The following is a 13,286-nucleotide window of genomic DNA, read 5'->3' as shown; positions in this document are numbered from 1 at the left end:
CCTCGTAGCGGAGCTACTAGGGCTTTTGACCGGTGCGGCGAGAGGGCGTGCCGGGCGTCGCGACGCCGCGGAGATCCATCAGAAGGGCCCTAGTCGACGAGGCTGATGTCCAGGCCGGCCACTCGTTCGGGGTCGATGACGATGTCGATGACGGCGATCCGGTCCCCTACGAACGCGAAGGCCAGCGCGCGGTCGAGGTGTTCGCCGAGGTAGACCGCCAGACCGGTGCGACCGTCGACCATCGCGGGCCGCGCCACATGCGCGAAGTGCCTGAAGCTCGCCGCTCCCTTGGCCACCGCCGCGGCCCCCGTGGTCACACCGACCTCGGTACGTGCGACGACGTCCGGGTCGAGCACCTCGACCAGCGCGGCGAAGTCGCCCTCCCGGGCGGCGGCGAGGAAGGCATCGACAACCTCCCGCTGCCGAGCCAGATCGGCATCGTGCACCTCGGCCCCCTGCACCCGCCGCCGCGCCCGGCTGGCCAGCTGCCGCGCCGCCACGGGGCTGCGCCCCACGATGTCCCCGACCTCCTCGTACGGCACCGCGAACAGGTCGTGCAGCACGAACGCCAGCCGCTCCGCGGGCGTCAGCGTCTCGAGTACGACGAGCAGTGCGACGCCCACCGAGTCGGCGAGCACCGCGTCCTGCTCGGGGTCGGCGTCGGCGGAGGCGCCCGCCCCGCGCGCGGTGGTCTCGAACGGCTCCAGCGGCTCCTCCGCGCGCGACTTGCGCGACCGCAGCATGTCCAGGCACACCCGCCCGACGACGGTCGTCAGCCACCCCCCGAGGTTGTCCACCTGCCGGGTGTCGGAACGGCTCAGCCGGAACCACGCCTCCTGCACCGCGTCGTCGGCCTCGGTGGCCGAACCGAGCATTCGGTAGGCGACGGCGCGCAGATGAGATCGATGCGATTCGAATCGCCGGGCAAGAAATTCGTTGTCATTCATCGCCATAGCTCCCCGCACCGAGGTCCGTTGTCAGTTCTCTCGCTGACATGACGGAGGGAAATCGGGAGATGTGACAGAGGACGTTCTACGAATATGGCCGCGTGGCCCGGTGTCAGGACCAGTCCCGGCCCGACCGGCCCCGCTTCGTGTCGGAGCGCTGTTTCTTCTCCCGCAGCCGTCGCTCATTGATCCCGCGCGGAATGCGGGTCGGCCGGCGCGGCTTGGGCGGCGGCGCGGTGGCCTCGGCGAGAAGCGCGGCGAGGCGTACGGCGGCGGTCTCCCGGTTGCGCCACTGGGACCGGTGCTCGGAGGCGCGCACGGCGACGACGCCGTCGACGAGCCGGCCGGCCAGCCGCTCGAGCGCCCGCGCCTTCCAGACCTCGGGCAGCGCCTCGGTCCTGGCCAGGTCGAAGCGCAGCTCCACCTGGGAGTCGCTGGTGTTGACGTGCTGCCCGCCGGGCCCCGACGACCGCGAGAAACGCCACATGAGCTCGGCCTCGGGGAGCGAGACGGAGCCGCGGATGAGGTAGGGACCGGACATGCCCCCCATGGTCGCGCGGCTGACCGGCACACGTCACGCGAATATCGTTCATCCACTGTTCGGTAAAGAAAGTAAAGACAGCTGGAACCTTCGGTACCCCTCTTGGCGTTGGTAGGGGTAGCTGTAGCTTCGTGCCCGTACGACCCGTACCGGCCGCACTGCCGTACGCAAAACGAGGGAAAGGACTCCCAAACCATGGCTGTAAGCCTGTCCAAGGGTGGCAACGTCTCGCTCACCAAGGAGGCTCCGGGCCTGACCGCCGTCACCGTGGGCCTCGGCTGGGACGTCCGCACCACCACCGGCACGGACTTCGACCTCGACGCCTCCGCGATCGCGGTCAACGGTCAGGGCAAGGTCTACTCGGACGCCCACTTCGTCTTCTTCAACAACAAGAACACCCCGGACAACTCGATCGTCCACACCGGCGACAACCGCACGGGCGAGGGCGCGGGCGACGACGAGGCGATCAACGTCAACCTGGCGGCCCTGCCGGCCGACATCGACAAGATCGTCTTCCCGGTCTCCATCTACGACGCGGAGAACCGCTCGCAGAACTTCGGCCAGGTCCGCAACGCCTACATCCGCATCATCAACCAGGCCGGCGGCGCCGAGATCGCCCGCTACGACCTCTCCGAGGACGCGGCCACGGAGACGGCGATGGTCTTCGGCGAGCTCTACCGCAACGGCGCGGAGTGGAAGTTCCGCGCGGTCGGCCAGGGCTACGCCTCGGGCCTGGTGGGCATCGCCCAGGACTTCGGCGTCAACGTCTGACGGACGTCGCACTGTGCGGGAGCCCCTGGCTGCGGTGCGCCGCGGCCGGGGGCTCCGGTGTCACTGCAGCGAGTCGTCGCGAGCCGATTCCCGCCGCTGCTGGTGCTGCTCGTTCCAGAGGTCGGCGAGCTCGCCGAAGGCTCTGTTGAGGCGGCCGAGTTCCCAGAGCAGGTAGACGCCGCCTCCGGCGAACGGGATCCACTGGCCCCATTGGAAGATGAGAACCGGCATGTACAGCAGACCGACCAGGACAAGGAATTTGACCAGGATCTCGGTGTAGGTCTGCTTGCGTTCGACGACAGCATGCTCGTCGCGGCCGTGAGTCCACTGCAGGTGCGATCTCATGACTCCCCCCCTCGGGCTCTGCCTCCCAAGTCTCACTTCGCGCGCAGCCCCGAGCCAGGTTCGCCGGAAGGGTCCGGCACATCTCCATACGATCACCGCGAACGGCGGACTGCGTTCCGGGCAGGCCCGCTACGAGCCCACCGGCCGGTAGTAGCTCAGCACCGCCGCCAGCTCGGCGAACCACTCCGCCAGCTTCGTCCTCGGCCTGGCCTCCACCACGCACTCGTAGAACATGCCGTTCAGGTGGATCACCGCCATCATCAGGGCCTTGCCGTTCGGGCTCGCCTTGAAGTGGGCGCTGCGGATCTGCTGCCAGGGGAACTCCAGGGACTGGCCGTGGATCTCGAAGGCCACCCCCTCCGTGTCGACCACGATCGAGTTGTGGCGGTCGACCGCCATGAACTCCGGTCCGCCGGCCGGTGGTTGGGGTGGCGCCGGGGCGTAGCCGTACTGCGGCGGCGGTGGGCCGAAGCCCGGCGGGGGCGAGGGCTGCCGGCCGTACGCGGGCTGGTTGCCGTACGGCGGTGGCTGGGTGGTCATCGTCCTGTGTCCCCCGAACATGGTTGGTGGCTGCGGATACCGTCCTGCCATGTTCCTCGAACCGCTCTCGCCGGCCGACGGCGCCCTCCCCGGTGAGCTGCTCACCGAACTCACCGCCCTCTACGCCTCCAACCGCGAGTTCCACGCGCTCAGCGGCGACTTCCCCGACCCGGACGACATCCGGCCGGAGCAGGTCGCGACCGCGCTGGCCGATGAGTTGGTGAATCCGGACATCGAGGTGCTCCTCGCCCGCAGCGAGGGCCGGCTCGTCGGGATCGCCGTCACGCTCGCCCACCACCCCGACCCGGCCGACCCGGACCCGTGGATCGGCCTGCTGATGGTGGACGCGCGCGAGCACGGGCGCGGGTACGGGCGCCGCCTGGCCACGCTCGTCGAGGACCGCTTCCGCGCGGCGGGCCGGGACGCCGTACGTCTTGCGGTACTCGAGAACAATCCGAAGGGGCTCGCCTTCTGGACCGCCCTCGGCTACGAGGTGATCGACCACCGCAAGGACCGCCGACTCGGCCGCCCGTGCGCGGTGCTGCGGAAGCCGCTGCCCGCCCCGCCCGCGTGAGCCGCGGCGCGGCGGTGCACTATGCCGGGGTGGAGTGGACGACCTTGGCGGGCACGGGAATCGGGGCGGTGATCGGCGTGGGCTCGACCCTGCTCGCCGACCGGGTGCGATGGCGCCGGGACGCGGCCGAGCGCAACCACCGGGAGCGCAGGGACATTTACGTGACCTGCCTGACCCGGTACCGGCAGGCGTACGAGGCCATGCACACGGCGGCCGTCGCCGACCGGGGCCGGGACACGCTGGACACGGCCGTACGAGAGGCCTTCCGGGCGTCCGGCTGCGACGAGGTCCGGGAGTCGGCCCTGATCTGTGCGCCGCAGGAGCTGTCGGACGTGCTCGAGGACGTCTACACCACCCTGCGCGAACTGCTGGAGGTGTTCGCCGCCGGCGACCCGCCCCTCGACTCGCCCGACTTCCAGGAACACCGCCTCAGGCACGGGCGGGCGGTCTGGGCGGCCCGAGCCGCGATGCGGCGCGACCTCGAACGTCGGGTGTGACGTTTCGACCTCCAACTGCGCTCCTTGAACGTGGAGTTGACCGCATCCCAGCCGTCCGCATAACGGATCCGGTACCCCGGCTTTCGGATACAAACACGTAAAGTCTTGACGGCACCCTGTCAAACAGGCCGTTCCCGGTGTCACCCTCTCCTCGCTCGCCGCAACTCTGTGCCCCACCTGTGCCAGCCCTGTGCCTCAACCATGAGGCCGGCCCGAAGGAGACCGAGTGAGACAGCGTTCCCACGGCACCCGCACCACCCGTAAGACCGCCCTCCGCACCACCGCCCTGATCGGCTCCGCCGCCATGGTCGTGCTCGCCCTGCAGAACGGCGCCGCCACCGCGGCCCCCACGCACGCCGGCGGCGCGGGCGCCCTCCCCCTCACCGCCTCGGCCCGTGCCGCCGCTCTCGAGTCGGCGCAGGAGGCGGCCGGTTCGACGGCCCGCGAGCTCGGGCTCGGGGGCCAGGAGAAGCTCGTCGTCCAGGACGTGCTCAAGGACGCGAACGGCACCGTCCACACCCGCTACCAGCGCACGTACGCCGGTCTCCCCGTCCTCGGCGGCGACCTGGTCACGCATGTGACGAAGAGCGGCAAGCTCAAGGGCGTCAGCAAGGCGACCAGGGCGCGGATATCCGTGGCGTCCACGGATGCCTCCATCTCCGCCGCCGGCGCGAAGAAGAGCGCGCTCAAGGCTGCCGCCGGTTCCTCCAGAGCCACCTCCGCCAGCTCCCGCAAGGTGATCTGGGCCGTCGGCGCCAAGCCCGTCCTCGCCTACGAGTCCGTCGTCAAGGGACTGCAGGACGACGGCACCCCGAGCGAGCTGCATGTCGTCACGGACGCCACCACCGGCAAGAGGATCTACTCCTACGAGGCCGTCGACACCGGCACGGGCACCAGCGAGTACAGCGGCACCGTGACCCTGGGCACCACCGCCTCCGCCTCCGGCGGCTACGACCTGATCGACGGCGGCCGCGGCGGCCACAAGACGTACGACCTGAACGGCGGCACGAACGGCACCGGCACCCTCTTCCACGACGCCGACGACAAGTGGGGCGACGGCACCCCCGCCAACCGCCAGACCGCGGCCGTCGACGCGGCCTACGGCGCCGCCGTCACCTGGGACTTCTACAAGTCCGCGTTCAACCGCAACGGCATCGCGGGCGACGGCAAGGCCGCCTACTCCCGCGTCCACTACGGCAACGCCTACGTCAACGCGTTCTGGAACGACAGCTGCTTCTGCATGACGTACGGCGACGGCTCGGGCAACACCCACCCGCTGACCTCGCTCGACGTGGCCGGCCACGAGATGAGCCACGGGCTGACCGCGGCCACCGCCGGCCTCAAGTACAGCCGTGAGTCGGGCGGTCTGAACGAGGCCACCTCCGACATCTTCGGCACCTCGGTGGAGTTCTTCGCGAACAACTCCGCCGACCCGGGTGACTACCTCATCGGCGAGAAGATCGACATCAACGGCGACGGCACCCCGCTGCGCTACATGGACAAGCCCAGCAAGGACGGCGGCTCGGCCGACTACTGGTCGCGCACCGTCGGCCGCCTCGACGTCCACTACTCCTCGGGCGTCGCGAACCACTTCTTCTACCTGCTGAGCGAGGGCAGCGGCGCCAAGACCGTCAACGGAGTCAGCTACAACTCCCCGACCTACGACGGCTCCACGGTCACCGGCATCGGCCGCGACAAGGCCGACCAGATCTGGTACCGGGCCCTGACCACGTACTTCACGTCCTCGACCAACTACGCGGGCGCCCGCACCGGCACCCTCCAGGCAGCGAGCGACCTGTACGGCGCGGGCAGCGCGGAGTACAGCGCGGTGGCGGCCGCCTGGAAGGCCGTCAACGTCAACTAGGCCTCGTCGGGCTTCCCGTCCCCGTAGAGCCAGTCCTTCCAGATCCCGCCGAAGTCCTTGTCCGGTGCCTTCTTCTCGACAAAGGCCGTGAAGTCGGCGGTGTCCGCGTTCCCATGACGGTGGGCGGCGGCCCAGCCCTGGATGATGTCGTAGAAGGTGTCGTCGCCGACCTTCTGCCGGATCTTGTGGAGGACCATCGCGCCGCGCACATACACCGGATCGTCGGAGATGTGCGCGGCGCCGCTCGGTTTGCCGGGCGGGAAGGACCAGAGGTCCGGGTAGTCGTCCTCGCCGTGGTCGTAGAGCGCCTCGAAGGTCTGCCGGCAGCTGTCGCCGTCGTGGTCCTCGTCCCACAGCCACTCCGCGTACGTCGCGAACCCCTCGTTGAGCCACATGTCCCGCCAGGTCTTCGGCGTGACGGAGTTCCCGTACCACTGGTGGGCGAGCTCATGGACGAGCGTCCCGGTGTCCGGGGCGCCGGGGAAGACGGGCCGGGTCTGGGTCTCCAGGGCGTACTCGGCGTCCTCCGGGCGGTCGACGATCGCGCCGGTGGAGGAGAAGGGGTACGGCCCGAAGTTGGTCTCCTCCCAGTCCATGATCTCGGGGATCTTCGCGAGCACCTTCCGGCTCGCCTTCACCTGCGCCGGGTCGACGGCGACGTACACCGGCAGGCGGTCCTTGCCGACGGTGGAGCGGCTGATGCGGTAGTGGCCCACGGCGACGGTGGCGACGTAACTCGCCATGGGCTTCGCGGTGTGCCAGGAGAACGTCGTACGGTCGCCGCTGCTTGTCTCGCCGGTCAACTCCCCGTTGGACACGGCCTGCAGGCCCTTCGGCACGGTGACCGCGATGTCGTACGACGCCTTGTCGGAGGGGTGGTTGTTGCCGGGGAACCACGCCATGGAGCCGGTCGGCTCGCCGAGCGCGAGCGCGCCGTCGGCGGTGCGCAGCCAGCCCTCCTTGGAACCGTCGGGGTCGGTGATGGTCTTCGGTGTGCCGGAGTACCGGACGGTGACGCGGAAGGTCTCGTCCTCGTCGAGGTCGTCGTGGGGGCGGACGGTGAGCTCCTGGCCGGCGCGGTTGAAGCGGGCCCGCTTGCCCTCGACGGTGACCTCGTCGACGTCCAGCCCCTCCAGGTCGAGGTCGAAGGCGGAGAGGTCCTTGGTGGCCCGGGCGGTGAGGGTCGCGATGCCGGTCAGGCGAGGCTTGTCGCCCGGGGTGTAGTCGAGCTTCAGGTCGTAGTGGCTGACGTCGTATCCGCCGTTGCCCGACTTCGGGAAGTACGGGTCGTGCACTCCGGAGCCGCCCGGGGTTCCGTGGACGCCGCCGCACGCGGTGAGGGCGAGGGCCAGTAAGGCGGACGGGACGGCCGGGACAACGCGCGCGGATCTGGACATGTCAGTGATCCTAGGACGACCGGGCCCACGGAGGACGCGGCACCGACGTGACACCATCTCGTACGTGCTCGACATCGGCTACGCCCTCTCCAACCGCTTCCCGGACCCCCCGCAGACGGACTACCGCCGCGCGGACGTCCACACCCTGCGCCACGATCTGTTCTGCGGCGACGTCTACCTCGCCGACACCAAGGCGGACCGGGAGCTGTCCACAGCCTGGGGATGGGTGCCGGTGCTCGACTTCGCGTGGGCGCTGTGCGACATCGCCGAGCGCATCGACCGCGACCCGGCGGGCTCCCGTGCCTCCCGCCCCCAGCACGCCGAACTGGACTTCACCGAGTCGACGGACCGCATGCTCTTCGAGCGCCGCTTCGGCTGGGTGGACATCGAGGCCGACTGGATGCCGGCGGAGGAGCCGCCGCTCACCTTCTCGCACACCGAACTCCGCCGTGAGGCCCGGGACTTCCTGCACGACCTGATCGCCGACCTGGTCGACCTGCACGAAGACCTGGGCGAGAACCCGGCGATCTGGACCCTGCAGGCCCGTTTTCCCAGGGTCTCGTGAGCCCGGCGTTACCCTGCCCGGCATGGACTTCGCGATCGAGCAGCTTCCCGCCGCCGACATCGACGAACTCGGCCCCCTGTGGCAGCAGCTCCTCGCGCACCACTCCCAACAGGCGCCGCACCTGGAGGAGTTGGCGCCGGTCCGCTCCCCAGAGTCGTCCTGGCAGCTGCGCCGCGAGCTCTACCTGCAGTGGCTCTCCTCCCCGGACACGGCCGCCCTCACCGCGCGAGGTCCGCACGGCCTCCTGGGCTACGCCATGGTGCGTGTCGTCGCCGACCGGCCCGGCTCGTGGCAGTGGGGCGCGGAGCCCGGTGATCGCGTCGGCGTCCTGGAGACCCTCGTAGTGCACGACGACGCACGCGGCGCCGGTGTCGGACAGGCACTGCTCGACGCGGCCCGCCACCACCTCGACCGGCACGGCCTGAAGATCATGAAGATCTCCGTCATCGCCGGAAACGAGGGTGCCCTGCGCTTCTACCGCCGCGAGGGCGCCGTCGACTTCGTCCAGACGCTCGTCATGCCGCTCAGTCCTCCACCCTGATCCCCATCTCCACCGCCAGCACCGGCGCCAGATCCATCAGCTGCACGGAGCTGATGACCGCCCCGGACAGGCGGTCCACCCCGCGCGCGATGCCCAACTCGGCCGCGCCTCTCAGGTCCACGTCCTTCAGGACCGCCGACGTGAGGTCCGCCCCCTTCAGCACACAGTCCACGAACTCCACGCGCTCCAGCCGGGCACCCCCGAAGTCCGGCTCCACCAGCACACAGCCCTCGAAGACGACGTCCTTCAGCTTCGCCGTGCGCAGGTTGAGATAGTCGATCTTGCCGCCCCGGACGACGACCCGCTCCAGGACCGCGCCGTGCAGCTGCACCCCGCCGAGGCGAGCGTCGACCAGCTCCACGTCACGGAACGTCGACTCCGCGAGGTCGGTCCCCACACCCCGTATCCCCGTCAGCACCGAGTCGAGCACGCGGGCGTGCTGCAGCCGCGTCTCGTCCAGCGCGCACCCCGTCAGTGCGCAGTCCATGAACCGGGCGCCCCCGCCGTCCTGCCCCGCGAAGTCCAGCTCCCGGAACTCCAGCCCGTCGTAGTCCCCGTCGGGCTCCAACTCACCTCCCCCGAACGCCTCCAGCGCCGGAAGCCGCACCTCCGGCCGCTGCGCAGCCTTCACCGCCGTACCCCTGGAACCACCGGACCCGCCCGTCCCGCCCATCGCTCGCCTCGCCATGCCCCCATGCTGCACCCCACCACTGACAATCCCCCTGACCAGCCAAAACACCGCCCCATGTCACATTCCGGCACCCCAGATCCGTCCTACTCACAGAAAGGCGCCCCGACCAAGCGGCCGAAAGCCCAAAAAAGGCCACGAGCACGAGGGAGACCCCGACCCATGCACCGCATCACCGTCATCGGCGGCGGACTCGCCGGACTGACCGCGGCCATCACCGCCGCCGAGGCGGGCTCCAAGGTCACCGTGTACGAAGCCCACCACACCCTCGGCGGGCGCGCGCGGACCGCCGAGGGGCCGTACCGGACGAACGACGGTCCGCACGCCCTCTACAGCGGCGGCCCGCACTGGACCTGGCTGAAGCAACGCGACCTCATCGGCCCCCTCGCCCCGCTCCCGCCCCTGGAAGCGGCCCGGCTGCGGCTCCGCCACCACGGCGTCCTGCGCCGCACCCCGCCCTTCGCAATGCTCAAGCTGCTGCGCCCCGGCCTCCAACAGGCACCCGTCGACGCCGACTTCATGACCTGGGCCACCGACATCGCGGGCGAGGAGGCCGCCCGGGCCGCCGCCCACTACTCCGCCGTCGCCCTCTTCCACCACGACCCCGGCGCCCTGTCCGCCGCGTTCGTGCAGGAGCGGCTGCGCCGGGCCACCAAGCTGCCGCCCGAGGCGCACTATCCGCGCGGCGGCTGGGCGAACGTCATCGACCGGATGGCCGCCAGGGCATGGAACCTCGGCGTCCGGATGGAGACCCTGTCCCGCGTCCACACCCTCGACGCCCTTCCCGCGACCGGCGGCCCCGTCGTCGTCGCCACCTCCCTCGACGCCGCCCGCAGACTGCTCGGCGACGACTCCCTGACCTGGACCGGCGGCCGTACGGCCCTCATCGACCTCGCCCTGCGGACACGGCGCGGGGACGCCTTCGCCGTCTCCGACCTCGACTCCCCCGGCTGGCTGGAGCGGTTCACCGCGCAGGACCGTTCCCTCGCCCCGGCCGGCGAGCAGCTGATCCAGGGGCAGATCCCGATCGCCCCGCACGAGCACAAGGCCGACGGCATCGTCCGTGCCGAGCAGCTCCTGGACCTGGCCTTCGACGGCTGGCGCGAGCGCGTCACCTGGCGGCGCGAGTCCGTCGCGACCGGCCGTACCGGCGCCGTCGACCTGCCCGGCACCAGCTGGCGCGACCGCCCCGCCGTCGATCGCGGCGACGGCGTCTACCTCGCCGGCGACCAGGTCGCCGCACCCGGCGTCCTGTCCGAAGTGTCCTTCAACAGCGCCCTCGCCGCGGTGTCGCTGGCGCTCGGCCGCCGCGCCCTCGACTCCCTTGACCTCAAGCATGCTTGAGGTTGCAGCATTCATGAGTCGCCTCCGGCGACGGGGTGGGCTTCCGACACCTTCCCGGCACAGGTACATCCGATGGGGGACCTCCCATGCACGCCGTCCGTCTGCACGCCTTCGGTCCGGCCGAGAACCTCCGGTACGAGGAGGTCGAGAACCCGCTCCCGGGCCCCGGCCAGGTCCGTATCGCCGTGGAAGCGGCCGGAGTGCACCTGCTCGACACGGCCCTGCGCGAGGGCGAGCAGGGCCCGCTGCCCGAGCCGCCGCGGCTGCCCACCATCCCCGGCCGCGAGGTCGCCGGCGTGGTCGAGTCCCTGGGCGAGGGCGTCGCCCGGCTGTGGCTCGGCAGGCGCGTGACCGCCCACCTCGGCTTCGCCCCGGGAGGCTACGCCGAGCTGGCCGTCACCGATGTCGACCGCGTGCACGAGATCCCCGGCAACCTGGACTCCGCCCAGGCCGTCGCCATGATCGGGACGGGCCGTACGGCGATGGGGATCCTGCAGTTCGCCGAGCTCGGCCCGGCCGCCGTGGCCGTGATCCCGGCAGCCGCGGGCGGCATCGGCACCCTCCTCGTCCAGTACGCGAAGCACGCCGGCGCCGTCGTGGTCGCCCTCGCCGGGGGCCCCGAGAAGACGGCACGGGTGCAGGCGAACGGCGCCGACCTCGCCGTCGACTACAAGGACCCGGCGTGGCCGGACAAGGTCCGCGCCTACCTGGGCGGACGCCCTGCGACGGTCGTCTTCGACGGCGTGGGCGGCGAGATCGCGCGCGAAGCCGTTGCTCTCCTCGGCCCCGGCGGCCGGCACATCGTCTTCGGCTGGTCGGCCGAGGGCATCCGCGGCGGCGGGCCCTACCTCGTCGACGGGGTCTCCGAGCGGGTCCTGGGCCCGGTGATGATGCAGAAGGCCGGCGGCCCCAACCCCGTACGCACCCTCGAACTGCGCGCTCTCGCCGAGGCGGCCGCCGGCCGGCTGACCCCGGCGGTGCAGCGCTTCCCACTCACCGAAGCCGCAGCGGCCCACCGCGCGCTGGAAACGCGCCGCACGATCGGAAAGGTGGTACTGGAGCCATGACCAGCAACAAGAGCTCCGCAGACGCGATACGCCCTGATTCATGGTCTTCTGACCGGGTGAGCGCCACCCGAACAGGTGAACCTCCCGTGGACGCCGACCCCCGCCGCTGGTGGGGCCTGGTGATCATCGCGCTCGCGCAGCTCATGGTGGTCCTGGACGCGACCATCGTGAACATCGCGCTCCCCTCGGCACAGCGCGACCTGGGCATGTCCGACGGCAACCGCCAGTGGGTGATCACCGCCTACACGCTGGCCTTCGGCGGTCTGCTCCTGCTCGGCGGCCGCATCGCCGACCTGGTGGGCCGCAAGCGGACGTTCATCATCGGCCTGATCGGCTTCGCCGCCGCCTCCGCGCTCGGCGGTGCCGCCACCAGCTCGGGCATGCTCTTCGGCGCCCGCGCGCTGCAGGGTGCCTTCGCGGCCGTCCTGGCCCCCTCCGCCCTGTCCCTGCTCACCACGACCTTCACCGACCAGAAGGAGCGCGGAAAGGCCTTCGGTATCTACGGTGCCCTCGCGGGCAGCGGTTCCGCGATCGGCTTCATCGTCGGCGGCCTGCTCACCGAGTACCTGGACTGGCGCTGGTGCCTCTACGTCAACGTGCCCATCGCGATCATCGCCGTCTTCGGCGCCTTCGCCCTCCTGCACGACCGCCCAGGCCACGCGGGCGCCCGCCTCGACGTACCCGGCGCACTGCTCGGCTGCGGCGGCCTGGTCGCGATCGTCTACGGCTTCAGCGAGGCCGAACCGCGCGGCTGGACCGACCCGCTGGTGCTGACGCTGTTCGCGGCAGGTGTCGTACTGCTCGCGACCTTCGTGTGGTGGCAGCAGAGGGCTCCCATGCCCCTGCTCCCCCTGCACATCGTCAAGGACCGCAACCGTGCCGGCTGCTTCCTGACCATGGCGCTCGCGGTCATCGGCATGTTCGGCCTGTTCCTGTTCATGACCTACTACCTGCAGGTCGCCCTCGGCTACTCGCCGGTGAAGACGGGCCTGGCGTTCCTGCCCCTCACGGCGGCGATCATCACCGGTTCCACCCAGATCTCGGCCCGGCTGATGAACCACGTCCCGCCGCGCATGCTGATGGTCCCCGGCATGGTCCTCGCGGCCGGCGGCATGGCGATCCTGACGCAGATGACGGTCGACTCGTCGTACGCCACCGAGATCCTGCCCGCCCTGATCCTCATGGGCCTCGGCATGGGCCTGACCTTCATGCCGGTCTTCGCCACCGCGACCGCGGGCGTCGCCCCGCAGGACTCCGGCGTGACCTCGGCGACCGTCAACACCTCGCAGCAGGTGGGCGGTTCGATCGGTACGGCCCTGCTCAACACGATCGCCACCAGCAGCAGCGCGACGTACATCGCCGCCCACCTGCACGACCCGTCCCAGAAGGCCCTGGTCGTCAGGGAGGGCGTCGTCCACGGCTACACGATCGCCATCTGGTGGGCCGCCGGCATCATGCTCCTGGCCGGGCTGGTCGCGGGCCTGATGGTGACGGCGAAGGCGCCGAAACACGGCGCGCAGGCGCAGGCGCCGGTACCGGAACCGGTGGCCTGAGGGGGCGGCCACAGAACGCGGGGAGGGGCCGATCGGACCGCGGACCCCTCCC

15 protein-coding genes are annotated in these 13,286 nt (G+C 70.7%); 9 read left to right on the top strand and 6 right to left on the bottom strand.

Annotated elements, in window-relative coordinates; translation table 11 throughout:
• Positions 1-89: 89 nt before the first annotated feature.
• Positions 90-947 (bottom strand): sigma-70 family RNA polymerase sigma factor, encoded by an 858-nt coding sequence (locus ABZ880_RS41670; RefSeq protein ID WP_361274685.1) that lies wholly within the window; start codon positions 945-947, stop codon positions 90-92.
• 112 nt (positions 948-1,059) lie between these two features.
• Complete coding sequence (gene arfB, locus ABZ880_RS41665) at positions 1,060-1,497, bottom strand: alternative ribosome rescue aminoacyl-tRNA hydrolase ArfB (protein ID WP_361274683.1); 438 nt, start codon at positions 1,495-1,497, stop codon at positions 1,060-1,062.
• Positions 1,498-1,683: 186 nt separating this feature from the next.
• Between arfB and ABZ880_RS41660 the strand changes: the two genes are divergently transcribed.
• Positions 1,684-2,259: a TerD family protein gene (locus tag ABZ880_RS41660; protein WP_361274681.1), complete on the top strand. Its 576-nt coding sequence runs from the start codon at positions 1,684-1,686 to the stop codon at positions 2,257-2,259.
• Positions 2,260-2,319: 60 nt separating this feature from the next.
• On the opposite strand, the gene ABZ880_RS41655 is transcribed toward ABZ880_RS41660, so the two are convergent.
• Complete coding sequence (locus ABZ880_RS41655) at positions 2,320-2,604, bottom strand: hypothetical protein (protein WP_361274679.1); 285 nt, start codon at positions 2,602-2,604, stop codon at positions 2,320-2,322.
• Positions 2,605-2,733: 129 nt separating this feature from the next.
• On the bottom strand, positions 2,734-3,144 hold the full coding sequence (locus ABZ880_RS41650; RefSeq protein ID WP_361274676.1) for a hypothetical protein: 411 nt from the start codon (positions 3,142-3,144) through the stop codon (positions 2,734-2,736).
• 49 nt (positions 3,145-3,193) lie between these two features.
• Between ABZ880_RS41650 and ABZ880_RS41645 the strand changes: the two genes are divergently transcribed.
• The 3 genes from ABZ880_RS41645 (at position 3,194) to ABZ880_RS41635 (ending at position 6,079) form a co-directional block, all read left to right on the top strand.
• On the top strand, positions 3,194-3,718 hold the full coding sequence (locus ABZ880_RS41645; protein ID WP_361274673.1) for a GNAT family N-acetyltransferase: 525 nt from the start codon (positions 3,194-3,196) through the stop codon (positions 3,716-3,718).
• A gap of 29 nt (positions 3,719-3,747) precedes the next feature.
• Complete coding sequence (locus ABZ880_RS41640; protein WP_361274671.1) at positions 3,748-4,215, top strand: hypothetical protein; 468 nt, start codon at positions 3,748-3,750, stop codon at positions 4,213-4,215.
• 304 nt (positions 4,216-4,519) lie between these two features.
• Positions 4,520-6,079 carry a M4 family metallopeptidase gene (locus ABZ880_RS41635; RefSeq protein ID WP_361274697.1) on the top strand — a complete coding sequence of 520 codons (1,560 nt, stop codon included), beginning with the start codon at positions 4,520-4,522 and terminating at the stop codon, positions 6,077-6,079.
• Here the strand turns inward: ABZ880_RS41635 and ABZ880_RS41630 are convergent.
• Complete coding sequence (locus tag ABZ880_RS41630) at positions 6,076-7,476, bottom strand: M1 family metallopeptidase (RefSeq protein WP_361274668.1); 1,401 nt, start codon at positions 7,474-7,476, stop codon at positions 6,076-6,078. The two genes, ABZ880_RS41635 and ABZ880_RS41630, sit on opposite strands and share 4 nt — an antisense overlap.
• Before the next feature lie 64 nt (positions 7,477-7,540).
• On the opposite strand from ABZ880_RS41630, the gene ABZ880_RS41625 reads away from it, so the two are divergent.
• Together ABZ880_RS41625 and ABZ880_RS41620 are read left to right on the top strand one after the other, a co-directional pair.
• The gene (locus tag ABZ880_RS41625) at positions 7,541-8,041 is read left to right on the top strand and encodes a hypothetical protein (RefSeq protein ID WP_361274666.1); all 501 of its coding nucleotides are present in this window, start codon (positions 7,541-7,543) and stop codon (positions 8,039-8,041) included.
• Positions 8,042-8,063: 22 nt separating this feature from the next.
• Positions 8,064-8,582, top strand: coding sequence for a GNAT family N-acetyltransferase (locus ABZ880_RS41620; protein ID WP_361274663.1), 519 nt, complete (start codon positions 8,064-8,066; stop codon positions 8,580-8,582).
• On the opposite strand, the gene ABZ880_RS41615 is transcribed toward ABZ880_RS41620, so the two are convergent.
• Positions 8,566-9,270, bottom strand: a complete 705-nt coding sequence (locus ABZ880_RS41615; RefSeq protein WP_361274660.1) for a pentapeptide repeat-containing protein — start codon at positions 9,268-9,270, stop codon at positions 8,566-8,568. The genes ABZ880_RS41620 and ABZ880_RS41615 overlap by 17 nt on opposite strands.
• Positions 9,271-9,432: 162 nt before the next feature.
• Between ABZ880_RS41615 and ABZ880_RS41610 the strand changes: the two genes are divergently transcribed.
• The 3 genes from ABZ880_RS41610 (at position 9,433) to ABZ880_RS41600 (ending at position 13,234) form a co-directional block, all read left to right on the top strand.
• On the top strand, positions 9,433-10,614 hold the full coding sequence (locus tag ABZ880_RS41610; protein ID WP_361274657.1) for an FAD-dependent oxidoreductase: 1,182 nt from the start codon (positions 9,433-9,435) through the stop codon (positions 10,612-10,614).
• An 86-nt stretch (positions 10,615-10,700) separates the two neighbouring features.
• Positions 10,701-11,681, top strand: a complete 981-nt coding sequence (locus tag ABZ880_RS41605; protein WP_361274654.1) for a zinc-binding dehydrogenase — start codon at positions 10,701-10,703, stop codon at positions 11,679-11,681.
• Positions 11,682-11,737: 56 nt separating this feature from the next.
• Complete coding sequence (locus tag ABZ880_RS41600) at positions 11,738-13,234, top strand: MFS transporter (protein ID WP_361274651.1); 1,497 nt, start codon at positions 11,738-11,740, stop codon at positions 13,232-13,234.
• Positions 13,235-13,286: the final 52 nt, after the last annotated feature.

It is taken from the genome of Streptomyces sp. NPDC047043 (assembly GCF_040644055.1).
Taxonomy (GTDB): Bacteria; Actinomycetota; Actinomycetes; order Streptomycetales; family Streptomycetaceae; genus Streptomyces.
This window is presented reverse-complemented; position numbering and strand designations above follow the sequence as displayed.

What these genes read in the sequence shown, in the direction of transcription:
- arfB (WP_361274683.1), bottom strand. Translation starts at nt 1,497, where the DNA reads ATGGGGGGCATGTCCGGTCCCTACCTCATCCGCGGCTCCGTCTCGCTC.
- ABZ880_RS41630 (WP_361274668.1), bottom strand. Translation starts at nt 7,476, where the DNA reads ATGTCCAGATCCGCGCGCGTTGTCCCGGCCGTCCCGTCCGCCTTACTG.
- ABZ880_RS41635 (WP_361274697.1), top strand. Translation starts at nt 4,520, where the DNA reads ATGGTCGTGCTCGCCCTGCAGAACGGCGCCGCCACCGCGGCCCCCACG.
- ABZ880_RS41605 (WP_361274654.1), top strand. Translation starts at nt 10,701, where the DNA reads ATGCACGCCGTCCGTCTGCACGCCTTCGGTCCGGCCGAGAACCTCCGG.
- ABZ880_RS41655 (WP_361274679.1), bottom strand. Translation starts at nt 2,604, where the DNA reads ATGAGATCGCACCTGCAGTGGACTCACGGCCGCGACGAGCATGCTGTC.
- ABZ880_RS41645 (WP_361274673.1), top strand. Translation starts at nt 3,194, where the DNA reads ATGTTCCTCGAACCGCTCTCGCCGGCCGACGGCGCCCTCCCCGGTGAG.
- ABZ880_RS41650 (WP_361274676.1), bottom strand. Translation starts at nt 3,144, where the DNA reads ATGACCACCCAGCCACCGCCGTACGGCAACCAGCCCGCGTACGGCCGG.
- ABZ880_RS41615 (WP_361274660.1), bottom strand. Translation starts at nt 9,270, where the DNA reads ATGGCGAGGCGAGCGATGGGCGGGACGGGCGGGTCCGGTGGTTCCAGG.
- ABZ880_RS41670 (WP_361274685.1), bottom strand. Translation starts at nt 947, where the DNA reads ATGAATGACAACGAATTTCTTGCCCGGCGATTCGAATCGCATCGATCT.
- ABZ880_RS41660 (WP_361274681.1), top strand. Translation starts at nt 1,684, where the DNA reads ATGGCTGTAAGCCTGTCCAAGGGTGGCAACGTCTCGCTCACCAAGGAG.
- ABZ880_RS41610 (WP_361274657.1), top strand. Translation starts at nt 9,433, where the DNA reads ATGCACCGCATCACCGTCATCGGCGGCGGACTCGCCGGACTGACCGCG.
- ABZ880_RS41620 (WP_361274663.1), top strand. Translation starts at nt 8,064, where the DNA reads ATGGACTTCGCGATCGAGCAGCTTCCCGCCGCCGACATCGACGAACTC.